General features: G+C 64.5%; 17 protein-coding genes. 10 read left to right on the forward strand and 7 right to left on the reverse strand.

Annotated features, from left to right (window positions below; translation table 11 throughout):
* Nucleotide 1 precedes the first annotated feature (1 nt).
* Nucleotides 2-958 (reverse strand): N-acetylmuramic acid 6-phosphate etherase, encoded by a 957-nt coding sequence (locus AC0L2C_RS15755; RefSeq protein WP_473523786.1) that lies wholly within the window; start codon nucleotides 956-958, stop codon nucleotides 2-4.
* Nucleotides 959-1,158: 200 nt separating this feature from the next.
* On the opposite strand from AC0L2C_RS15755, the gene AC0L2C_RS15760 reads away from it, so the two are divergent.
* Genes AC0L2C_RS15760 through nagA form a run of 4 tightly spaced genes read left to right on the forward strand, consistent with a single transcriptional unit; the run spans nucleotide 1,159 to nucleotide 5,022 of the window.
* Nucleotides 1,159-2,040 (forward strand): glucosamine kinase nucleotide-binding domain-containing protein, encoded by an 882-nt coding sequence (locus AC0L2C_RS15760; protein WP_473523787.1) that lies wholly within the window; start codon nucleotides 1,159-1,161, stop codon nucleotides 2,038-2,040.
* Nucleotides 2,037-2,819: a GntR family transcriptional regulator gene (locus AC0L2C_RS15765; protein ID WP_023801463.1), complete on the forward strand. Its 783-nt coding sequence runs from the start codon at nucleotides 2,037-2,039 to the stop codon at nucleotides 2,817-2,819. The genes AC0L2C_RS15760 and AC0L2C_RS15765 overlap by 4 nt, the downstream gene beginning before the upstream one ends.
* Nucleotides 2,816-3,847 (forward strand): SIS domain-containing protein, encoded by a 1,032-nt coding sequence (locus tag AC0L2C_RS15770; RefSeq protein WP_473523788.1) that lies wholly within the window; start codon nucleotides 2,816-2,818, stop codon nucleotides 3,845-3,847. Before AC0L2C_RS15765 ends, AC0L2C_RS15770 begins: the two co-directional genes overlap by 4 nt.
* Nucleotides 3,844-5,022 carry an N-acetylglucosamine-6-phosphate deacetylase gene (nagA, locus tag AC0L2C_RS15775; protein ID WP_473523789.1) on the forward strand — a complete coding sequence of 393 codons (1,179 nt, stop codon included), beginning with the start codon at nucleotides 3,844-3,846 and terminating at the stop codon, nucleotides 5,020-5,022. The genes AC0L2C_RS15770 and nagA overlap by 4 nt, the downstream gene beginning before the upstream one ends.
* Nucleotides 5,023-5,063: 41 nt before the next feature.
* On the opposite strand, the gene AC0L2C_RS15780 is transcribed toward nagA, so the two are convergent.
* From AC0L2C_RS15780 to AC0L2C_RS15795, 4 genes are all read right to left on the reverse strand, one after another.
* Complete coding sequence (locus tag AC0L2C_RS15780; RefSeq protein WP_473523790.1) at nucleotides 5,064-6,443, reverse strand: malonyl-CoA decarboxylase; 1,380 nt, start codon at nucleotides 6,441-6,443, stop codon at nucleotides 5,064-5,066.
* A gap of 226 nt (nucleotides 6,444-6,669) precedes the next feature.
* Nucleotides 6,670-7,347 (reverse strand): ribulose-phosphate 3-epimerase, encoded by a 678-nt coding sequence (rpe, locus tag AC0L2C_RS15785; protein WP_473523791.1) that lies wholly within the window; start codon nucleotides 7,345-7,347, stop codon nucleotides 6,670-6,672.
* 131 nt (nucleotides 7,348-7,478) lie between these two features.
* Nucleotides 7,479-9,437 (reverse strand): EB domain-containing protein, encoded by a 1,959-nt coding sequence (locus AC0L2C_RS15790; protein WP_473523792.1) that lies wholly within the window; start codon nucleotides 9,435-9,437, stop codon nucleotides 7,479-7,481.
* A 147-nt stretch (nucleotides 9,438-9,584) separates the two neighbouring features.
* Complete coding sequence (locus AC0L2C_RS15795) at nucleotides 9,585-13,205, reverse strand: hypothetical protein (protein ID WP_473523793.1); 3,621 nt, start codon at nucleotides 13,203-13,205, stop codon at nucleotides 9,585-9,587.
* Between the two features lie 559 nt (nucleotides 13,206-13,764).
* On the opposite strand from AC0L2C_RS15795, the gene dnaK reads away from it, so the two are divergent.
* The 6 genes from dnaK to AC0L2C_RS15825 all read left to right on the forward strand — a co-directional run bounded on the left by dnaK (nucleotide 13,765) and on the right by AC0L2C_RS15825 (nucleotide 19,713).
* Nucleotides 13,765-15,681 carry a molecular chaperone DnaK gene (gene dnaK / locus AC0L2C_RS15800; RefSeq protein WP_128174782.1) on the forward strand — a complete coding sequence of 639 codons (1,917 nt, stop codon included), beginning with the start codon at nucleotides 13,765-13,767 and terminating at the stop codon, nucleotides 15,679-15,681.
* A 311-nt stretch (nucleotides 15,682-15,992) separates the two neighbouring features.
* Nucleotides 15,993-17,123 (forward strand): molecular chaperone DnaJ, encoded by a 1,131-nt coding sequence (gene dnaJ, locus AC0L2C_RS15805; protein ID WP_473523794.1) that lies wholly within the window; start codon nucleotides 15,993-15,995, stop codon nucleotides 17,121-17,123.
* A gap of 141 nt (nucleotides 17,124-17,264) precedes the next feature.
* Nucleotides 17,265-17,870 carry a phospholipid N-methyltransferase PmtA gene (pmtA, locus tag AC0L2C_RS15810; protein WP_287072014.1) on the forward strand — a complete coding sequence of 202 codons (606 nt, stop codon included), beginning with the start codon at nucleotides 17,265-17,267 and terminating at the stop codon, nucleotides 17,868-17,870.
* 237 nt (nucleotides 17,871-18,107) lie between these two features.
* Nucleotides 18,108-18,704, forward strand: a complete 597-nt coding sequence (locus tag AC0L2C_RS15815) for an NADPH-dependent FMN reductase (RefSeq protein ID WP_287055236.1) — start codon at nucleotides 18,108-18,110, stop codon at nucleotides 18,702-18,704.
* 20 nt (nucleotides 18,705-18,724) lie between these two features.
* Nucleotides 18,725-19,408, forward strand: a complete 684-nt coding sequence (gene pyrF, locus AC0L2C_RS15820; protein ID WP_128174823.1) for an orotidine-5'-phosphate decarboxylase — start codon at nucleotides 18,725-18,727, stop codon at nucleotides 19,406-19,408.
* Nucleotides 19,409-19,425: 17 nt separating this feature from the next.
* Nucleotides 19,426-19,713: a DUF1330 domain-containing protein gene (locus tag AC0L2C_RS15825; RefSeq protein ID WP_091591899.1), complete on the forward strand. Its 288-nt coding sequence runs from the start codon at nucleotides 19,426-19,428 to the stop codon at nucleotides 19,711-19,713.
* A gap of 48 nt (nucleotides 19,714-19,761) precedes the next feature.
* Here the strand turns inward: AC0L2C_RS15825 and AC0L2C_RS15830 are convergent, their stop codons facing one another.
* Nucleotides 19,762-20,115, reverse strand: coding sequence for a cupin domain-containing protein (locus AC0L2C_RS15830; protein WP_023801450.1), 354 nt, complete (start codon nucleotides 20,113-20,115; stop codon nucleotides 19,762-19,764).
* Nucleotides 20,116-20,140: 25 nt separating this feature from the next.
* Complete coding sequence (locus tag AC0L2C_RS15835; protein WP_473523795.1) at nucleotides 20,141-21,526, reverse strand: NAD(P)/FAD-dependent oxidoreductase; 1,386 nt, start codon at nucleotides 21,524-21,526, stop codon at nucleotides 20,141-20,143.
* Nucleotides 21,527-21,530: the final 4 nt, after the last annotated feature.

Consider the following 21,530-nt stretch of genomic DNA (forward strand, 5'->3'; position numbering starts at 1 on the left):
CTCAGTCTCCCTGTTGACCTTTTTCAGGTTCGGTTTTGAGAACAGAGGCTTTCCGCCCCATGCTCCCCTCGATCGCGGAAAGCGCCGGGCGCAGCTTCTGGCCGGTGCCTTCCAGTATCTTCTGCGCCGCATCGGCGCTGGCGGCGCCGGCGGCGAGCAGAATGGCGGTCTTGACGGCGCCGCCGCTGATCTCGAGCAGGCGCGCCGCATCGTCCCTGTCGCGTCCGCTGATGGCGGCGACGATGCGGGCGGCGCGGTCGCGCAGCTTGATGTTGTCGGCCATGAGGTTGACCATATAACCGTCATGGACATGGCCAAGATGGATGGCGGCCAGCGTCGACAGCATGTTGAGCGCAATCTTCTGGGCGGTGCCGGCGCCCATGCGCGTCGAGCCGGCGATCAGCTCCGGCGGCGTTTCGAGCAGGATGGCGATGTCGGCCAGCCGAAGCAGCGGCGCATTCTTGTTGTTGGCGATGGCGATGGTCGCCGCCCCCCGGGCCCGGGCTTCCTCGATCGCCCTGACCGCATAGGGCGTCGAGCCGCTGGCCGAGACCGCGATCAGGCAGTCGCCCTCGCCGATGCCGGCAGCGACAACCGCCGCTGAGGCTTCGTCGGTGTCGTCCTCCGGCCCGCCGGCCAGTGCCTTGAAGGCATCGTCGCCACCGGCGATCAGGATGGCGATACGGTCGCGCTGAATGCCGAAGGTGCCCGGCAGCTCCAGCGCATCGGCGAGCGCCATCAGGCCCGAGCTGCCGGCTGCCGCGTAAGCGAGCTTGCCGCCGCTGTTCAGCCGGCTGGCGATGATCTCGGCGGCTTTGGCGATGGCCGGAACGGCGCCGCGCACCGCCTTGGCGGCCTCGATCTGCGCGTTGGCCAAAGAGGAAAGGATGGCGTCCGGAGCCTGGATGTCCAGCCCCTCGGCATTCTGGTGAAGCGCTTCGGTGCGCGTTTCGGCCATCCGCTTTCCCTCCAATCCGCAAAACAATACCAAAAAAATACCACTTGTCCACACGCATTAGCGATTTCCCTGCCATGAAATCGCCATTCAAGCAAAATGCGGTGGTTTTTCAATCAAATACGCCTTAATCTTTTTGAAACGGAAATTAATCCTTGGCTATTGGTATTTTATTGGTATTATCCGCCAGGAGGAGAAATCGTGTGAAATTTGTGCTTGGCATCGATGGCGGCGGCACCAGCTGCAGGGCGGCTCTTGCAACGGCGGACGGCACTGTCGTCGGCCGCGCCAAGAGCGGTGCCGCCAACATCCGCACCGATCTCACCGGCGCCAGGGCCAACATCGTCGAGGCGGCAAGGCAGGCCTTTGTCGCCGCCGGGCAGGACCCCGAACTGATTCCGCAGACCCCGGCCGTCCTCGGCCTCGCCGGCGCCAATGTCGGCACCTACAGGCAGCAGCTCGAAGCGATCCTGCCGTTCAGCCAAAACCGTGTCGAGACCGACGCCGAGATCGCCCTGGAAGGCGCGGTCGGCTCCGGTGACGGCGCCATGGCCATCCTCGGCACCGGCACCGCCTATATGGCGCGCAAAAACGGCAAGTCGCGCGCCATCGGCGGCTGGGGATTCCAGGTCGGCGACCAGGGCAGCGGCGCCCGCATCGGCCGCGACCTGCTCGAGCAGACGCTGCTCGCCTATGACGGCATCCGCCAGGGATCGCCGCTGACGCAGGCCATGCTCGCCGTCTTCCGCGACAATCCCGAGGATTTGGTCGAGTTCACCACCAACGCAAAACCCGGCGATTTCGGCGGCTTCGCGCCAAAGGTCTTCGAGCATGCCGAAAAGGGCGACATCGTCGCCAACTGGATCCTCGACAAGGCAATCGCCGATGTCGAGGCAGCACTTGGCGTGCTCGATCTCGGCGACGACGATCCGCTCTGCCTGCTTGGCGGGCTGGCGCCGCTCTATGCACGACGCCTGTCGGCGCGCTACCGGGCGCTGCTGAAGCCGCCGCTCGACGATGCGCTGGGCGGCGCAGTGCAGATGGCGGTGCGCGTTTTCTCGGGTGCGACGGAGGCGGCACGATGAGCGAGGCCGCCGATCAGATCTTCGCCACGCTGAAGCAGTCGGCGCAAAGCGGCACGCCGCTCTATCTGCAGCTCAGGAAGAGCATCGAGGACGCGGTCAATCGCGGCCTGATCGGGCCGGGCGACGCGCTGCCGTCCGAGCGCGACATCGCCAGCAAGGCCGACATTTCGCGGGTCACCGTGCGCAAGGCGGTGCAGGATCTGGTCAAGGGCGGCATCCTTGTCCAGCGTCACGGCTCCGGCACCTTCGTCGCGCCGCGGATGGAGCGCGTCGAGCAGTCGCTGTCGCGGCTGACGTCTTTCACCGAGGACATGGCGCGGCGCGGCATGGCGGTGCGTTCGGCATGGCTCGACCGCGGCCTCTATGCGCCGTCGCCGGACGAGATGATGGTGCTCGGCCTGTCATCGAACGAACTGGTGGCGCGGGTGGCGCGCCTGCGCATCGCCAACGATACGCCGCTGGCGATCGAGCGCGCGGCACTGTCTGCCAGCGTGCTGCCCGACCCGGCGGCGATCGGTTCGTCGCTCTACGCGGCGCTTGAAACGACCGGCCATCGGCCGGTGCGGGCGGTGCAGCGCATCTCCGCCGCCAATCTCGGCGACGACGACGCGCGCCTGCTCGAAGTGCCGCCTGGCATTGCCGGCCTGCACATCGAGCGTATTTCCTATCTGGCGAGCGGCAAGGTGATCGAATTCACCCGCTCGATCTACAGGGGCGACGCCTATGATTTCGTCGCCGAGCTCCGGCTGAGCGGGCCGGGCGAAGAGGGCCGGCCATGAGCGCGACAATTACCCATATGCGGCGCGAGATCGAGGAGATCCCGGAGGCGACCGCGCGCCTGCTCGACGGCTCGGCAGCGGTGCTGACCGAGGCCGGGCGCGGCATTCGCGAGCGCGATCCAAACTTCGTCGTCACCGTAGCGCGCGGCTCCTCCGATCATGCCGCCACGTTCATGAAGTATGCGGTGGAACTGACCGCCGGCCTTGTCGTCGCGTCGGTCGGCCCGTCGATCGCTTCGATCTATGGCGCCAGGCTCAAGCTGGCCGGCTCGGCCTGCCTGGCGATCTCGCAGTCGGGCAAGAGCCCGGACATCGTCGCCATGGCGCAAGCCGCGAGAGCCGGCGGTTCGCTGACCGTCGCCATCACCAACACCGTCGATTCGCCGCTGGCGCGGGCCTGCGACTACGCCATCGACATCCTGGCCGGCCCGGAGCGCAGCGTCGCGGCGACGAAGACCTTCGTCAATTCAGCCGTCGCCGGCCTCGCCTTGATGGCGCATAGCACCGGGGACGACAAGTTGCTGGCGGCGCTCGCCCGTTTGCCAGAACATTTCCGCAAGGCGATCGCCTGCGACTGGATGGCGCTGGCCAGCGCCCTTGAGACGCAGAAGTCTCTGTTCATCCTCGGTCGTGGTCCGTCCGCGGCGATCGCCAATGAGGCGGCGCTGAAATTCAAGGAAACCTGCGCCATGCACGCCGAGGCCTATAGTGCTGCCGAAGTGATGCATGGCCCGCTGGCGCTGGTCGGGCCTGACTTTCCGGTGCTGGCGCTCGCCGCCCGCGATGCTTCCGAGCCGTCGGTCGCAGAGGCCGCCGACAGCCTGGCGGGCAAGGGCGCGGCGGTCTTCGTGACTTCGGACAAGACGACAAGCGCTCAGCACCTGCCGCATGTCGCCACCGGCCATCCACTGACCGACCCGCTGGCGCTGATTGTGTCGTTCTATGGCTTCGTCGAGGCCTTTGCCCGTCATCGCGGTCTCGATCCGGACGCGCCGCCCAATCTTCGCAAGGTGACGGAAACCATATGAGCGACCGTTTTGCCCTGACTGGCGCCCAAATTTTTGACGGCGACGACTGGCACGACGACGCTGCCCTTGTCGTGCGAGACGGCCTCGTCGAGGCCATCGTTGCCGCCGAAGCCGTTCCGTCCGGCGTCGCGCGTATCGAAACCGGCGGCGGCATGCTTGCACCGGGCTTTGTCGACCTGCAGGTCAATGGCGGCGGCGGCATCATGCTCAACGACCACCCCGATGTCGCCTCGATCGAGACCATCTGCCGGGCGCACGCGCCGTTCGGCACGACCGCGCTGCTGCCGACGCTGATCACCGACACGCCTGAGATCACCGCAGCGGCGGTTGCCGCCGGTGCCGAGGCCGCAAGGCAAAACGTGCCTGGCTTTTTGGGCCTGCATCTCGAAGGCCCGCATCTGTCGATCGCCCGCAAGGGCGCGCATGACCCGGCGCTGATCCGGCCGATGCTGGATGCCGACCAGGCGATGCTGATTGCGACGCGAAAAACCCTGCCGGTGCTGCTGACCACGATCGCGCCGGAATCGGTCGACACCGTTCGCGTTTCGGCGCTGGTCGAGGCCGGCATCGTCGTCAGCCTCGGCCATTCCGACACCTTCTATGCCAAGGCGCGCGCGTTCGCCGATGCCGGCGCAACAATGGTCACCCATCTGTTCAACGCCATGAGCCAGATCGGCAACCGCGAGCCGGGGTTGGCGGGTGCTGCCATCGATACAGGCACATTGTTTGCCGGGATCATCGCCGACGGCATCCATGTCGATCCCGCCGCCATGGCCATCGCTTTGCGCGCCAAGCAGGGCCCGGCAAGGATTTTCCTGGTCACCGACGCGATGGCGACGATCGGCACCGACATGACCTCGTTCACACTGAACGGCCGCGCCGTCTACCGCAGGGACGGCAGCCTGCGGCTTGCCGACGGGACGCTGGCGGGCGCCGACCTCGACATGATCTCCGCTGTCCGCTTCGTCCACCGTGTCGTCGGACTGGACCTGTCGGAGGCGCTGCGCATGGCTTCGCTCTATCCGGCGCAGGCGATCGGCCAATCACACCGGCTCGGGCGCTTCGCCAACGGCACCGCCGCCGATATCGTTGCGCTGTCGGACGAATTGGACGTCAAGGGCGTCTGGATAGAAGGCAAGAGGGTTTTCGAGGTCGGTGTCGCAAAGGGTGCCTAAGATATCAGCCGTTTGGCCCGCAGCCTGAAGCGGCTGGTTGCTCAACTGTCCCTCTTGTCCACAATCACCTGGGCTGGCGCCGGAAGCCGCGGTGCAGACGGTCTCGTCGGTTTCGGCAGCAGGCGGCGCACGGCGGGCGCGGCCGCCACATCGTTCCTGGCGGCGAACAGCTCGTGGTTCTTCTCGATGTCGTCGAGCTTGTAGCGATAATTGACCATCAGGCCATGCGCCTGACGCAAGGCGCGGGGCGACAGATCGCCGAAAAGGTCGATGCGCTCCAGCCGCGCGCCATTGCCTAGATGGAAGCGGGCGACCGGGTCGATCACCTTGCCGGAGGCGGTGCGAGCTTCGAGGAAATACTGTGCCGCAAGCGGAAGCAGGGCTTGGCCTGCGCGGTCGCGCACGGCAGCATCTGCATGCCAGCCCTCGTCGGCGACGAGATCCAGCGCCTCAGTGGCGGAGGGGATGGTTTCGGCCTGCTCGGCCAGCCAGCGGGCAAAGCCCGGCACTGGCGACAAGGTGACGAAATCGGTCAGGCCGGGAAGGTCGCGGCGCAGGTCCTCGACCACCTGCTTGATCAGAAAATTGCCGAAGGAGATGCCGCGCAGGCCCTCCTGGCAGTTGGAGATGGAATAGAACACCGCCGTCGTAGCCTGCCGCGGCGGCACCAGCGGCCGCTCGTCGGCGAGCAGCTCGGCGATCGTCGTCGGCATCGCCCGGGTGAGCGCGACTTCGACGAAGATCAGCGGCTCGTCGCCGAGCTGCGGATGAAAGAACGCATAGCAGAGCCGGTCGGCGGGCTCGATCCGGCGGCGCAGATCGTCCCAGGTGTGGATGGCATGCACCGCCTCGTAGCGGATGATTTTCTCCAGGATGTTGGCCGGTGTCGACCAGTCGATCCGCCGCAGCACCAGGAAGCCGCGGTTGAACCATGACGACAGCAGGTGCGTGAAGTCGGCATCGACGATGGCGAGATCGGGCAATGTGGGCAGCCGGGCAAGCAGATCCTCGCGCATGCGCACCAGCGTCTCGATGCCGCCGGGCGCCAGGTTCAGGCGGCGCAAAAGCTCCTGCCTGGCCGGCTCGGCGGCGTCGTGCAGGGCAAGTGCCGAACGATCGTCCGGCGCGGCGCGATAGGCATCCACCGCGGCGGCAAGCCTGGTGTGATCGGTGCCGAAACGATCGCGCAGTACATGCAGGAAAGCCAGCCTGCCATCGGCGCCGAGAGTTCGCCAGCGATCGAGTATTTCTCTTGCATAGGCGACGCCCGATGCCTCCCCCTGGCTGGAAAGCAGACGGACGCACAAACGTGCCAGGCTGTCGGCCGAAACCGGCTCGTCACCGCGCACGAGGTTCAGCATCATCCGGCCGCGGTCGGCGATGGTGTTCAGCAGGTCAGCGAAGAAGGGGCTGCGATTCATCGATCCGACCGTCGAAGGGGAGCCTGCGGGAGGGTCCGGAGAGGCATCAGGGTGAGACAGAGAATATGGATGGTAGTTTTGGATATGCCAATAAAATCGCCAAAAATGGACAAGGCCATTTTGGCTGGGGATCGCATGTCACGAGCGCAGGCGCACCGGCGTCGGCCAACGAATTCCTGACCGGCTGGGGAGAACAGCGCGTGCCGATGACGTCGCGCCGGCAGCGTCAGCCGGCCACCTGGTCGGCCGCTGTCCTGATCGCCTCGATGTTCGCACGATAGGCTTCGACGCTGCCGCCCTTGAAGATAGCCGCACCGGCGACCAGCACGCTGGCGCCGGCGGCGGTGACCAGTGGCGCGGTTTCGGGCGAGACGCCGCCGTCGATCTCGATCCGGATCGGCCGATTGCCGATCAGCGCCTTCACCCGCTTCACCTTGTCGACGACCTCCGGGATGAAGGCCTGGCCGCCAAAACCCGGATTGACGGTCATGATCAGGATCAGATCGAGCCGATCGAGCAAGTATTCGATCGCCGTTTCCGGCGTCGCCGGGTTTAGCGACACGCCGGCCTTCTTGCCCAAATTCCTGATCGTCTGCAGCGAACGGTCGAGATGCGGCCCGGCCTCGGGATGCACCGTCATGCCGTCGCAGCCGGCTTCGGCGAACGCCTGCAGGTAGGGATCGGCCGGCGCGATCATCAGATGGCAGTCGAAAAAGGTTTTGGTGCGGTTGCGGATCGCCTTGATCACCGGCGGGCCGAAGGTGATGTTGGGCACGAAATGCCCGGCCATGACGTCGAGATGGATCCAGTCGGCGCCGGCCGCCACCACCGCCTCGACCTCGTCGCCGAGCTTCGAAAAATCCGACGCCAGCACCGATGGCGCGATCAGGGTCTTTTGAGCCATGTTCGCTTCCCGTTCTCGAGCCCGCCTTCGCCGTAATCGTCTCAGCGCTGCTTGTCGACAGGAATCCGGTGCCAGCGCGAAAGGAGAGAGGCAGCATCGGCCACCTCTCTCCCTGTTCAAGCGTCGCGATTTCAGTTCACGGGATGCCGCGGCCTGGCCGGTCGTGGCGGCAACACCTTGCCGCTGGCTTGCTTCACTTTCTGCAGGTTGAGCTTCTTCACAGGGTGCTTGGGCACGCAGTGTCCACGCAGCAGTTTTTCGGTTGCCCGGCAGGCGGTGACGATCACCGGCTTCTTGACGCATGCATTGCCGACCAGATGATAGCCGCGCTTGCAATCGACAATGATGGAGGGCTTGTGCACGCATCTCCCATCGATGCGCTGTTCGTCGCGCTTGCACCTGTCGGCGATCACTGCATTGCGCACGCATTTCAGGCCGACCTGATGGTGACCGGGCAGGCAGTGGATGCTGACCCCAACGCATTTGCCGTCGACACGCTTTTCGGTGCTGCGGCAGGCAGCCACGACCGGCCTGTCGACGCATTTGCCACGGATCAGCCTTTGGCTCGGCAGGCATGTGCGGCCGGCATCGATGACGACCGGCGGAACTTGCGGTTTGCCGGGATTGGGTCGCGTATCGACCGCCAGACCATCGGCATTCGGATCAAAATTGCGCTTGATGCAGGTAAAATCCTCCGTGCTGTTGTCGACGGTGGCGATCGAACCGTTTTGCTTGATCTCCTGCAGGGTGCACTGGATCGAGCGGGTTCTGACGATGCTGAGTTCGTGTGCGGCACTCGCCTTGAACACACCGCCATTGTTAAAGGCGGCTGTCGTGCCGGTGAAGAATGCGCCGTTCGAGCAACTGATGCGGTAGTGAAACGCACCCGGCGCATCGCGCTCGACCTCGAACGCCACCTGGCCTTTGCGCGGGCAGAGTTTTTTGAAGCCAGCGCTGTCCGAGACGGTGACCTCGCCTTGCCAGTCCGAATGCGCCGGCGGGTTTTCGGGGTTATCCTGAGGTGCGTCGGTGAAGCCGCCCCCACCCGCGCCGGTGCAATGGACGGTGATGTCCTTCCAGCCGTCGAAAGGTTCGAACGGGCCGTTGCCGATGATCTCGGTCTTGTACTGGAAATAGGCGGTGGCGCCGACGTCCTCCCATTTCTCATAGGTGGCGAAATAGCCATTCTTGGTCGCGTCGTATGACGCCCACGCCTGCTGCACCTCGGAGGTGATCGGCCCGTCGTTCTTCTGGCGCCAGATGCGCATCGACACCGGCCCGGCCTGGTTGGCCTGCGCCCGGCTCGTGACCTTCAACGACGGGCAGACCGTACCGGGCGTCGAGCCGGCCTGGTTCGACTGGTAGGTGGTCAGGAACAGCTTGACGTTTTCGACGTCGAATTCGCCGAAATCATTGGCGACGTCCTGAACCGGCGGCTTGATGACGGGGTCGCAGACGATTTGGACGTCGAACGAGCCATGCTCGGCATAGTGCGAGTCGTACAGCGGATGGGGCCAGCTGCCGCCCTGGGCCTCGCTGACCGCATTGTCCATGTCGAGCGCCGTGTCGGTGAGTGCCGAGAAGCTCGCATGAAAACTGTGCGTGAACGAGTAGGATTTTGTCGGCCCATCGGGCTGGAGGTGCTGGTTGCACCTGGCGATGATCTGGTTGCCGTAAGGCACGACGGCGATACCGCTATCTGAGGACAGCGGCATGATTGAGGGGTCGAAGGAGAAATTTTGTTGGTGATCGTAGTCGCGGCCGACAGGCGAGGCGCTCCAGATCGGAGGAAACGCGCCGCACTGGCCCGGTCCACAAACGCCGAGCGCCACGCCGACGTCCTGCACATAGCCTGGCCACCGTGTGTTGAGCTTCATGTGGCCCCAGAACTGGACGTTGCCGCTTTTCAGCGTGTCCCATTTTTGCTTGTCGCTCGAGCCGACATGGATTGTCGTGTTGGCACTTTCGGTGTTGAACGACATTGACTTGATGTTCGCCTGCTTGGCGAAGGCCGGCGTGGTGGCGAGCGCAGCTGCGATCAGGGCAGCGGCCGCTGCCGTGTTGCGGAAAGCATGTTTGGCTGAAGACATTTTCTCTCTCCCTGAAATGTTGCTTCGGGGAGTTTGTCGCCGACTGCGGCGATAAGGTTCACGCAGCGGCTGAAACACGTCCGACGGACGAAAAAACCCCGCCGGATTGCTTGGGCGAGGTCTTGGTGCTGGGCTGAGCCCGGGACCCTACTGGAGAGCCCGCGGCCTGCGCCTCGGCTGCTGCAGGATGCTCGGGTTCAGCAGCAGGTTCGGATTAATCTGCAGCGTCGGCGCCCTGCGGATCGGAGTGCAGTCCGGATACTGTCCGACTGTCCCAACCGGGCAGCGCCGCTGGATGATCGGCTGGCACCGGCCGTTGATCAGCCGTGAGCCAGGCGCGCACTCCAGCTGCGCCCGGCGGCATGCGCCTCTGATCACCTCGGTCCCGCGCGGGCAGACACAGGCGCCACGTTTGTTGTGAACCTGGCCGCGGATGGTGCACTGTTCAACGGTCGGCTTCGTGACGATCGGCATGCAGGCCCTGCCCCTCAGTTCCGTCCGTCTCGGACAGACGCAATCGCCGCTCTTGGTGCGGATCTGGCCAGGCAGCAGCTTGCACAGGCGTGCCGGCGGCTCGTCGGTCGACACGCACCTGCGGTTATCCAGCTCGGTTCCGCGCTGGCAGACACAACGCCCCTCGGAGGTACGGATCTGGCCCTTGAGCAGCACGCAGCGCTCCTTCGGCTTCGGTATGATGACCGTGCCGCCAGCCGACGAGCACTGGCCGTTGCGGAAAGTGGTGCCTTGCGGGCAGACGCAGCGACCGGCGTCGTTCATGACGAGGCCCTGCGAGCACGCCTTCTTCACCTGTTTCTTGATGGTGAAGGGATGGCAGGCATAGGCCTTGCCGCGATCGCCCTGCACATTGGCCGACTCGCGGGAGAGCATTTTGCCGGCACCTCGCACCGGCGTATCGGGCGACAGCACGCCGACACAGTTCTGGCCGCTGACGGTGCCCTGCAGATTGGCCAGGCGGCCGTCGTCGGGAATTATCACAGTCACTTGGTGAACGTGGCTTTCCCCGGCGCCGAGCGTCAGGTTGGCGATGCAGGATGCAGGCAAGGTCGCCGGTTCCGGCGCACAGCCGAAGGGCGGGTCGATCGAGGTGATCGCAACGCCTTCCAGCCGGCCAAGGCCTTCGACACCGATCGCATCACCAATGCGAACCGGACCGGAGAAGGCGTTTTTCCCATCATTCGCGATGGTGATCTCGAACGAGCAGGGCTGGCCGACCCGGCACTCGGCATCGCCGGTTTTCTCGACACGGATGGTCGAGGCGCCGCCACCCTTGGCGCAGGCCCTGCCGATCGGATGGACCACGTCGTCTCCTGGCGCCGGGCCGTAGGAGCCGCGTGCGCAGTTCTCGAATACGCCATTCGCTGCAAGCGCCACGTCGAAGTGACGGCTGGTTCCGGGCGTCATGACGGCGCCGGGAATCTGGCACGACAACGCATTGGCCGGAACCGGTCCGCACGTCCATTCCGCGCCGTCGGGAGTGACGGTCTGGATCTGAACGGGCCTGCCGCCGGGCACCAGCGTCGCGGCATCGTTGACCCGCAGCGGACCGGTGGGGGCACTGGTGCCGGTGCTGATGACGGTGATGCGGCAGGTGACGACCGCAGCACCGGCCAGCGCTCCCCTGCAGATCTTGGTGATGCGCATGGCCGGCTTGCCGCTGTCGGGATGACGGATGCGTTGCCTGGCGCAGGCCCTGTTGTTGGTGAGGTTGTTCTCGCCGGGGATGGCTTTCACCTCGGCGCAGTTCTCGACCGTGTTTGGCCGGTAACCGGCCGGCATCACCGCCTTGACGAAGATCGGCGTCGAGGCGCCCGGCGAGAGCACGATGCCGGCGTTGTCGCAACGGAACTGGCCGGGGCCGTTCGGTCCGCATGTCCATGGCGGGATCGGGCGGAAGCTCGACGATGCCGGCACGCCACCCGGATAGGTGTCGGTAACCGTCAGTGGCCCGTCGTAGCGGACGTTGCCGTTGTTGATGATATCGATCACGAAGGTGCAGACACCATCTGCCGTGCAGACCGGGGTGCGGGCACGCTTCTTCAGGATCAAATCGACCTTCTTTTCCACCGGCGGCCGGCAGTCGCGGCCCCGGTCGCCACGCCGGCAGATCGGGATCGAGGCGCAGTCGCGGTCCTTGTCGAGGCAAGGAGGCATGCCGCCGGGCCGCGGAAAATCAGGCGGATAGAAAGGCGGCAGGTAACCGCCGCCCGGTATCTGCTCATTGTAGCCGGCACGGCCTTCGCAGGGATGCCAGACTTCGACGTCGCCGACATGCCCTTCTGCCTCAGGGCCTTCTACCTCGGGGTCTTCGAAATAGCCGTCAAAGTCGACGAACCACGCGCCGAAAGGCGGCACGTTGGCTGGCTTGACCAGCGCCGTCGGCGTGATCTGCACACCGTGCACGGCGAGCGGCCCGCCGCCGGCAAGCCGTTCGGCAAGCGCGGGGTTGTCGCGCAACTTGTCTGCGGTCTTGACCAGCGTCTCGGTGCAGATGCTCGCGTCGAGATTGCCGTCGGCGTCATAGCCATATTGCAGGTCGAGGCCGCCAGCCGACTGCCGGTTGTCTTGCGGGAAGCCGACCGCATAGTCCTGCGGCATTTCCACCCAGATTGATTCCGTCGCCGGATCGTCCGGGTTTTCGCGCCCGTAGCGGAAGACCTCACCCGTGCCGGTATCGGCGAACCGGCTGTAGTCGTAGCGGTTTTCCACCGGGCCGCGCTGGGCCAGGTACATGAAGCCGCTGATGTCGAAGGCGATATCGGTGACCCCTTGGTCCTTGCCGGGCTTGACCGTCAGTTCCCAGCGCGGGTCGCCAGCAAAGCTGCCGTCGCGGGCAACGCCCACCGACCAGAGCTCGGCCCTTTCACCGACGGAATAATAGAGGCGGCCGCCGTGATAGGCGACCGACCAGACGCGACGCTCATCCTGCGTATAACCCCAGCTGTCGGGGTCCTCGCTGTCGAAGGCAGCGCCCTCGATGTCCATCACCAGGCCATCGTCGGCGAGCGGGGCCAGCCCGTGCGCCGGGCGCCCGGCAACGCCGTGGTCGAACCTGTCGAGCAGTACGCCGTTGGCGTCGATGCGGTGGATGAGACCGGTGTCGAGGTCGCTGGCGAAGAACTGGCGGCTGATAGTGTCGAAGGTGACGTCGCCGATGCCAGGGCCGCTGTTGGTGGCGAGGTCGGCGAATTTGCTGACCTGGCCGGTGATGCCGTCGATCTTCCAGATCGTGCCCGGTCCGCCACCGTTCTCGGTGCCGAACTGGCCGTCCATGAAGGTGGCGCCGGCAGCACCACGACGCTGCCGCTCGGGACGACCGTCCGCATCTTCGTCCGATGTGACGATGCGGACGCCATGCAGCGAGGTGGCGCCGGCATAGAGGTTCGCAATGCCCGAGGGTGCACCGTCGTGCACGCCGTCGTCATAGGTGATGCCGAACACCTGGCCGATCTGCCCGGCCGTCACTTCGAAGGGCGGCGGCGTGAAGACGAGTTGGCCGGAGGCCCGCCCGCCCAGCCTTGAAACGTCAAAGACGCGCAAGGTTGCGCGCGTCGTGTCGATAAAGGTCTCGTCGACCGGGTCGACGCTGGGCGGCAGGCCCTCCTCAGGATCACGAATGACGGTACCGGAAAATCCGGTCACCGCCATCGAGCCTGGATAGATGATCTGCGTTTCCTGCGCCTGCACGGCACCGCCAAGCCACAGGATGGTGGCGAGCGCCAACGCCGGAAAGCCGCTGGCTGTTTGCATCGCACGGCGCAAACGGCCAGCACGAGAGCGTACGAACGCGCCGTGGTCGCAAGACATGGAATTCCCCCCGCGGGCGACGGGAGAAACATCCGGTGTTTCCGCGCAAACCAGGGCAAGGCGCGACGTTCCGGCACGTTTTCCCTGATCGAATTTGTCTGCTTTCCTCGTAATCACGATATGCCGGCTCTTACGCATGGTCAACGGAACCAGCGGAACGCCTGGCATAGCGACCCCACCCCGAAAGCGGTGGTCGCGCCGAGCCTGGATTTCCAGCCATGGCCTTTCCTTTCCAGGGCCGCACCACGCGGCGCATCTGGGTGTCAGTCGCGAACCGACGCGGAAACGTTCATGGGCCGGAGAACCCTGGCCGGGCCGAGAAAAGGATGTGTTGGATGCCTTGCGCAGAATGCTTGCGCGCCGCGCAGCCTGTTCTTATATACGCGCCAAGCCGTTCGGCGCCGGAATACCGGTTGCCGAAGCGGAATTTCTTGTGAACAGGGGCTTTCGTCGGAACGCCTGTACGGGTCCTGAGAGCCTGCTTAGCGGAGAGATTAGAAAAATGGCAAAAGTAATCGGTATCGATCTGGGCACCACCAACTCCTGCGTCGCCATCATGGACGGCAAGGAATCGAAGGTCATCGAGAATGCGGAAGGCGCGCGCACGACCCCATCCATCGTCGCCATCAACAGCGACGGCGAGCGCCTCGTCGGCCAGCCGGCCAAGCGCCAGGCGGTCACCAATCCTGAAAACACCATCTTCGCGGTCAAGCGCCTGATCGGCCGCCGCTATGACGATCCGGTTACGGAGAAGGACAAGAAGCTTGTCCCCTACCAGATCGTCAAGGGCGACAATGGCGACGCCTGGGTCGAGGCCGGCGGCAAGAAGCAGTCGCCCAGCCAAATCTCGGCAATGATCCTGCAGAAGATGAAGGAAACGGCGGAAGCCTATCTCGGCGAGAAGGTCGAGAAGGCGGTGATCACCGTTCCGGCCTATTTCAACGACGCCCAGCGCCAGGCCACCAAGGATGCCGGCAAGATCGCCGGCCTGGAAGTGCTGCGCATCATCAACGAGCCGACCGCGGCCGCACTTGCCTACGGCCTCGACAAGAAGGAAGGCAAGACCATTGCTGTCTATGACCTTGGCGGCGGCACGTTCGACATTTCGGTGCTCGAAATCGGCGACGGCGTGTTCGAGGTGAAGTCGACCAATGGCGACACCTTCCTCGGCGGCGAGGATTTCGACATGCGTCTGGTCGAATATCTGGCGGCCGAGTTCAAGAAGGAACAGGGCATCGACCTGCGCAGCGACAAGCTCGCGCTTCAGCGCCTCAAGGAAGCGGCCGAAAAGGCCAAGATCGAGCTGTCGTCGACGACGCAGACCGAGATCAACCTGCCCTTCATCACCGCCGATGCCACCGGCCCCAAGCACCTGACGCTGAAGCTGACGCGGGCGAAGTTCGAGAGCCTGGTCGAGGATCTCGTCCAGCGCACCATCGAACCCTGCAAGGCGGCGCTCAAGGATGCCGGCCTGAAGGCCGGCGAAATCGACGAGGTCGTCCTGGTCGGCGGCATGACCCGCATGCCCAAGATCCAGGAGATCGTGAAGCAGTTCTTCGGCAAGGAGCCGCACAAGGGCGTCAATCCGGATGAGGTCGTCGCATTGGGCGCCGCCATCCAGGCCGGCGTGCTGCAGGGCGACGTCAAGGACGTGCTGTTGCTTGACGTGACGCCGCTGTCGCTCGGCATCGAGACGCTGGGTGGTGTGTTCACGCGGCTGATCGAGCGCAACACGACGATCCCGACCAAGAAGAGCCAGGTGTTCTCGACTGCCGAGGATTCACAATCGGCCGTGACCATCCGCGTCTTCCAGGGCGAGCGTGAAATGGCCGCCGACAACAAGGCGCTCGGCCAGTTCGACCTGGTCGGCATTCCGCCGGCGCCGCGTGGCGTGCCGCAGATCGAGGTCACTTTCGACATCGACGCCAACGGCATCGTCAACGTCTCGGCCAAGGACAAGGGCACCGGCAAGGAGCACCAGATCCGCATCCAGGCGTCTGGCGGCCTTTCGGACGCCGACATCGAGAAGATGGTGAAGGATGCCGAAGCCAACGCCGAGGCCGACAAAAAGCGGCGTGCGTTGGTCGAGGCCCGCAACCAGGCCGAGGCGCTGGTGCATTCCTCGGAGAAGTCGCTGAAGGAATATGGCGAGAAGGTTTCCGAGGCCGACCGCACGGCGATCGCCGATGCGATCGCGGCGCTGAAGACCGCTGCCGAAGGCGACGACGTGGCCGAGATCGAAGCCAAGACGCAGGCGCTCGCCGAAACCTCGATGAAGCTCGGCCAGGCCATGTACGAGGCTTCGCAGAAGGAGGCCGCGGAAGCTGACGCCAAGGCGGACGCCGCCAAGGACAGCGACGTGGTCGATGCCGACTTCGAGGAAATCAACGAGGACGACGACAAGAAGAAGTCAGCCTGAGCGGCCTGCCGGCAGGTTTAGGCGCATGACCCCGAAATCGGAATCGATTTCCGGAAAGGATCATGCGCAAAAATCAAAGTGCTATAGCGTCCTTTGCGTGTCCAACAGGACGCGCGGCGCTGTAGTAAAGCCCGGCGTAAAGCCGGGCTTTTTTGCAACTCTGGCCGAAAAAGTGCGCGCCTGATCGAAAAAACGCGGGCAAGCCCGTGTCAACACTGGCATCCCGGCTCGATCGCACCTAAATCGGAACAGCGTGCCGGCGAACGACGCAAAGTGCTTCAAGACGTTGAATATCCGGACTGCGGGAAAAGATGAAAGCTGATTTCTACGAAACGCTGGGCGTGCAAAAGGGGGCCGACGAGAAGGAGCTCAAGAGCGCTTTCCGCAAGCTGGCCATGCAGTTCCACCCCGATCGCAATCCCGGCGATCATGCCTGCGAGCACAAATTCAAGGAAATCAACGAAGCCTACGAGACGTTGAAGGATCCGCAGAAGCGGGCGGCCTACGACCGTTTCGGCCACGCCGCCTTCGAACAGGGCGGCATGAACGGCGGCGCACACGGCTTCGGCGCCGGCGGTTTCGCCGACATCTTCGAGGATATTTTCGGCGACATGATGGGCGGGCGCCAGCGCCGCTCGTCAGGCGGACGCGAGCGCGGTGCAGACCTGCGCTACAATATGGAAATCACGCTGGAGGAGGCGTTTGCCGGCAAGACGGCGCAGATCCACGTGCCGGCCTCGATCTCCTGCATGGAATGCTCCGGCAGCGGCGCCAAGCCCGGCACCCAGCCCGTCACCTGCTCGATGTGCAACGGCCACGGCAAGGTGCGCGCCACGCAAGGCTTCTTCTCGATCGAGCGCACCTGCCCGCAATGCCATGGACGTGGCCAGACCATCAAGGAGCCATGCGCGAAATGCGCCGGCCAGGGCCGCGTCACCGAGGAGCGCTCGCTGTCGGTCAACATCCCGGCCGGCATTGAGGACGGCACCCGCATTCGCCTCGCCAATGAGGGCGAGGCCGGCCTGCGCGGCGGCCCGTCGGGCGATCTCTATATTTTCCTGGCGGTCAAGCCGCACGAATTCTTCCAGCGCGACGGCGCCGATCTCTACTGCAAGGTGCCGATCTCAATGACGACGGCTGCCCTTGGCGGTTCCTTCGAGGTGACGACGCTGGACGGCACCCAGACGAAGGTCAAGGTGCCGGAAGGCACCCAGAACGGCCGCCAGTTCCGCCTCAAGGGCAAGGGCATGCCGGTGCTGCGCCAGCACAATGTCGGCGATCTCTACATCCAGACCGCGGTCGAGACGCCGCAGAACCTGTCCCGCCGCCAGCGCGAGCTGCTGGAGGAGTTCGAGCAGCTTTCCTCGAAGGATAATTCGCCGCAGTCGAGCGGCTTTTTCGCCCGCATGAAGGACTTTTTCGAAACCTTCGGCGAGCGCTGATGGCGACTCTCGCCGATCGGGTGTAGAATTCACCCGAGCGGAAGCTCCCCTAGCGTCATCAACACCTTATACCGGCGTCCGCCTTGCCTTGAGGCCCGTAGCTGCTAAGTAGCCACTCGGGGGACCGTTAGGAGAACTTGCATGGCACATGGTCCCGGACTGCGAAAGACGCTGGCAGAGAAGTTCGACGACGAACTGAAGTTCTTCAAGGGCTGGATCGACAAGCCGAAGGCGGTCGGTTCGATCGTGCCGACCAGTTCCATCACGGCCCGCAAGATGGCCTCCGTCATCAACCCGATGTCGGGCCTGCCGGTGCTCGAAGTCGGGCCCGGCACCGGCGTCATCACCCGAGCCATCCTCGCCCACGGCGTAAAGCCTGAAAATCTCTACGCAGTCGAATACTCCCCCGATTTCGTGCGTCATCTGCGCCAGCTCTATCCCGGCGTCAACGTCATCGAGGGCGATGCCTTCAATCTCGATGCGACGCTCGGCGACAAGAGCGGCCTGACCTTCGATTCGGTCATCTCCGGCGTGCCATTGCTCAATTTCCCGGTCGAACAGCGCGTCGCCTACGTCGAAAGCCTTCTCGATCGCATCCCGACAGGCCGCCCGGTCGTGCAGCTGACCTACGGCCCGCTGTCGCCGATCCCGCCCGGCCGCGGCGACTACACGGTCGAGCATTTCCATTTCGTCATCCGCAACATCCCGCCAACGCAGCTTTGGATCTACCGGCGCGGGGCGCATTAGGGTGTGCCGATATTCAGGTGAGACCGGCCTGCAAATGGCAGCTTCCTGCGCTTCCGGTGCTCACGTACTTCAAGTACGCTCCGCTCCGGTTCTCGGAACCAACCATTTTCGGCTCGGCCTGACCTGAATCTCTACACACCCTTCTCTCATGTGCCCCCAAGATCCCTTTTCGATTTTTGCGCCGGTGCGTTGATTTGACAGATCCCTGGCTGTACCTGTCCGGGAACAAGGGGGCCGATGGCAGTGATCGCGAAAATTCTCGTCTTCGCCGGTTCGATTCGCTCTGGCGCCTACAGCGGCAGGACCGCCGATGTGGCGCAGAAGGAACTCGCCCTGCACGGCGCCGAGGTGACCCGCATCTCGCTTGCCGACTATCCGCTGCCGATCCTCGACGAGGACCTGGAAAAGGAGAAAGGCATTCCCGAGAACGCCATCAAGCTTGCCCGGCAAATCGCGGCCCATGACGGGCTGCTGATCGCGACGCCCGAATATAACGGCTCGATCCCGCCGCTGCTCAAGAATACCATCGATTGGGTGAGCCGGGTGCGCACAGATGACGGGCGGTCGTTCAGGCCGTTCACCGGCAAGCCCGCCGGCCTTTGTTCGTCTTCCAAAGGACATTTCGCCGGGGTACGCTGCATCAACCATCTGCGCGCCGTGCTGGTGCGCTGCCAGATGGAGGTGGTGACGCCGGAGTGCTCTGTCCCGGAGGGCGGCAACGCCTTCGACGAGGACGGGAATTTCAGGGACGAGCGACTGCACAGATCGATGGAGCACCTATGCCGCACGCTGATCGAAACCTCGCGCCTGCTGTCGACGCGGATCGAGGCGTGATCCGGGAGCGCGCCAGCACCATGCAAGACAGGCTGATCGTCGGCCTCGACGTGCCGACGCTGAAGGACGCCGAGACGGTGGTGCGCGAGCTCGACGGGGTCGTCTCCTTCTACAAGATCGGCTATCAGCTCGCCTTCGCCGGCGGCCTCGACTTCGCCCGCGAGCTCGCCAGCGGCGGCACCAGGATCTTCCTCGACATGAAGCTGCTCGACATCGACAACACGGTAGCCAAGGGCGTCGAGGCCATTGCCAGGATGGGCATGACCATGCTGACGCTGCACGCCTATCCGAAGACGATGAAGGCAGCGGTCGCGGCCGCCAGGGGCAGCGATCTCTGCCTGCTTGGCGTCACCGTGCTGACCTCGATGGACGAGCGGGACGTGATCGACGCCGGTTATGAGCATGACCCGCATACGCTGGTGCTGAGGCGCTCCGAGCAGGCGCTGCATGCCGGCATGGGCGGCATCGTCTGCTCGGCCGAGGAAGCGGAAGCGGTGCGCCGGATCGTCGGCCCCAACATGGCCGTCGTCACGCCGGGGATACGGCCCAAGGGCAGCGACCATGGCGACCAGAAACGCGTCGTCACGCCGGCGCAGGCGATCCGCAACGGCTCCAGCCATCTCGTCGTCGGCCGGCCGATCGTCAGCGCCGCCGACAGGCGAGCGGTCGCGGAAGCAATTCTTGACGAAATGCGCTCGGCCTAACAATTCGGAGAACAAGCATGCCGAAGGGATACTGGATCGCCCGCGTCGATGTGCGCGATGCGGAAGGCTACAAGGACTATGTCACTGCCGCCAAACCGGCTTTCGATCGTTTCGGCGCGGTTTTCCTGGCACGAGGCGGTGCGCATGAAAAAGCAGAAGGGCCGGGCCGCGACCGCAACGTGATCATCGAGTTTCCGTCATTGGCTGCGGCGCACGATTGCTATCACTCGCCGGAGTATCAACGCGCCGTGGCGATCCGGCAGAAAGTAGCCGACGGCGAGATCGTGCTGGTCGAAGGGGTCTAGTTTAGTTCAGCGGCCACTGCCCTACCGTCGCGAACGTGCCCGCGGCGTTCAGATCGAATGCAGGATGTAAAGCTTGCGCGTTTTCTCATGGATGGTCCATTCGCCCTCCCAGCCAAGCGGCAGGACGAGCAATTCGCCGGGTCCGACATCTTTGGCTGCGCCACCAGGACCGTGCAGCGTCACGCGGCCGGACACGATGTGGCAAATCTCGGAATTCGTGTCACGGCGCGCGGTGAACCGGCCTTGCGAACATTCCCAGACACCGACTTCGATCTTGCCATCCTCCGAAGTCCAAAGCGTGTTGGCTGCTTCCATCTGATCGCCTTCCAGCGAGGTGGGCTTCGGCTGGGGCTCACCGAGGTCGATATGCGCCAGGTGGGCGAAGGTCTTGAAGTCGATCATTGCTAAATCCCTGAAGTGATGCGGTTCAGTGCCCGGTGATGCGATCGGCCAGGGCGGCCAGCCGCGACGTGCGCGGCAGCCCCTTTGCTTCCCGCTCGTCGGCAATTCGATAGAGCTGATACATCGAATGGACGCCAAGCCAGCGCAGCGGCTCTGGCTCCCACTTGCGCACGGTTCGATTGACCCAGGGAAGCCGCGTCAACTCGGTGTCGTTGCCCAGCAGCAGATCGCGCAGAGTGCGCCCCGAGAGGTTCGAGGTGGAAACGCCGAGGCCGACATAACCGCCGGCCCAGCCTATTCCGGTGTGCCTGTCAAAGCCCACCGTCGTGCACCAGTCGCGCGGCACGCCCAGCGTTCCACACCACGCGTGGTCGAGCTTGAGCCCCTTGGTCTGCGGCAGAAGCGTCGTCAGGATTTTATGCAGCTTGTCGATCGTCGCCTGCTGGGTGACGCCTCGAACGTCGGTCTTCGAGCCGAACCGATAGGGCACCCCGCGCCCGCCCATGGCAATGCGTCCTTCCCGGGTGCGCTGGGCGTAGCAGTAAGTGTGCGCGGCGTCGCCGAGCACCTCGTAGCCATCCCAGCCGATTTCGCTCCACAGCTTGTCGGAAAGCGGCTCGGTGACCACGATGGCGCTGTTGAGCGCCAACCACAGTCTTTCGTGGCCGGCGATTCCCGCGGTAAAACCCTCGGTCGCCCGCACGATCTTTTCGGCCCGCACCACGCCCCGGTTGGTTGCGACCTTGCCGCTCTCGATCGACAGCACGGTCGTCTGTTCGTAGATCGGGACGCCGAGCCGCTCCACTGCCCTGGCGAGCCCCTGCACCAACTTTGCGGGCTGAATCCGCGCAACCTTCTTGATGACGAAGGCGCCGCGGGCGTTGTGTACCGCTATGCGCCGACGCATCTCGGCTGCATCGATATACCCGACGCGCTCGTCGGTCAGCGCCCAGGATCTGGCATGGGCATACATCGCCTTGGCGCGCTGCTCCTGCGCCTCGTTGGTTGCGACCAGCAGTTCGTCGGTGCGACGAATGTCGGCGTCGATGCCTTCAGCTTCCGCAACCGATATGACCTCGTTCACCGTGCCCGTCATTGCCGCCTGCATGGCGATGACTGCAGCGCGCGAGGTTGCCTCCTCATATTTTTCGCGCGACCATGAGAAGCCGCCGGACAGCCAGCCGCCATTGCGCCCCGAAGCACCGAAGCCGGCGAACTCCTTCTCGATGACGACAATATTGAGATGCGGGGCTGCCTGCTTCAGATAATAGGCGGTCCAAAGGCCGGTGTAGCCGGCCCCGACGATACAGACGTCGGCCACGATATCGCCCTGCAGCGGCGGCCGATAGCCGGGCACGCCGCCGATGTCGGCATACCAGAATGAAACGTCGCCGTTCTTCTTCACGTCCATTGTC

The organism is Mesorhizobium sp. WSM4845, from assembly GCF_055811455.1.

What these genes read in the sequence shown, in the direction of transcription:
- AC0L2C_RS15830 (WP_023801450.1), bottom strand. Translation starts at nt 20,115, where the DNA reads ATGATCGACTTCAAGACCTTCGCCCACCTGGCGCATATCGACCTCGGT.
- rpe (WP_473523791.1), bottom strand. Translation starts at nt 7,347, where the DNA reads ATGGCTCAAAAGACCCTGATCGCGCCATCGGTGCTGGCGTCGGATTTT.
- AC0L2C_RS15790 (WP_473523792.1), bottom strand. Translation starts at nt 9,437, where the DNA reads ATGTCTTCAGCCAAACATGCTTTCCGCAACACGGCAGCGGCCGCTGCC.
- pyrF (WP_128174823.1), top strand. Translation starts at nt 18,725, where the DNA reads ATGCAAGACAGGCTGATCGTCGGCCTCGACGTGCCGACGCTGAAGGAC.
- AC0L2C_RS15755 (WP_473523786.1), bottom strand. Translation starts at nt 958, where the DNA reads ATGGCCGAAACGCGCACCGAAGCGCTTCACCAGAATGCCGAGGGGCTG.
- dnaK (WP_128174782.1), top strand. Translation starts at nt 13,765, where the DNA reads ATGGCAAAAGTAATCGGTATCGATCTGGGCACCACCAACTCCTGCGTC.
- nagA (WP_473523789.1), top strand. Translation starts at nt 3,844, where the DNA reads ATGAGCGACCGTTTTGCCCTGACTGGCGCCCAAATTTTTGACGGCGAC.
- AC0L2C_RS15825 (WP_091591899.1), top strand. Translation starts at nt 19,426, where the DNA reads ATGCCGAAGGGATACTGGATCGCCCGCGTCGATGTGCGCGATGCGGAA.
- dnaJ (WP_473523794.1), top strand. Translation starts at nt 15,993, where the DNA reads ATGAAAGCTGATTTCTACGAAACGCTGGGCGTGCAAAAGGGGGCCGAC.
- AC0L2C_RS15815 (WP_287055236.1), top strand. Translation starts at nt 18,108, where the DNA reads ATGGCAGTGATCGCGAAAATTCTCGTCTTCGCCGGTTCGATTCGCTCT.
- AC0L2C_RS15835 (WP_473523795.1), bottom strand. Translation starts at nt 21,526, where the DNA reads ATGGACGTGAAGAAGAACGGCGACGTTTCATTCTGGTATGCCGACATC.
- AC0L2C_RS15795 (WP_473523793.1), bottom strand. Translation starts at nt 13,205, where the DNA reads ATGCAAACAGCCAGCGGCTTTCCGGCGTTGGCGCTCGCCACCATCCTG.
- AC0L2C_RS15765 (WP_023801463.1), top strand. Translation starts at nt 2,037, where the DNA reads ATGAGCGAGGCCGCCGATCAGATCTTCGCCACGCTGAAGCAGTCGGCG.
- AC0L2C_RS15780 (WP_473523790.1), bottom strand. Translation starts at nt 6,443, where the DNA reads ATGAATCGCAGCCCCTTCTTCGCTGACCTGCTGAACACCATCGCCGAC.
- AC0L2C_RS15770 (WP_473523788.1), top strand. Translation starts at nt 2,816, where the DNA reads ATGAGCGCGACAATTACCCATATGCGGCGCGAGATCGAGGAGATCCCG.
- pmtA (WP_287072014.1), top strand. Translation starts at nt 17,265, where the DNA reads ATGGCACATGGTCCCGGACTGCGAAAGACGCTGGCAGAGAAGTTCGAC.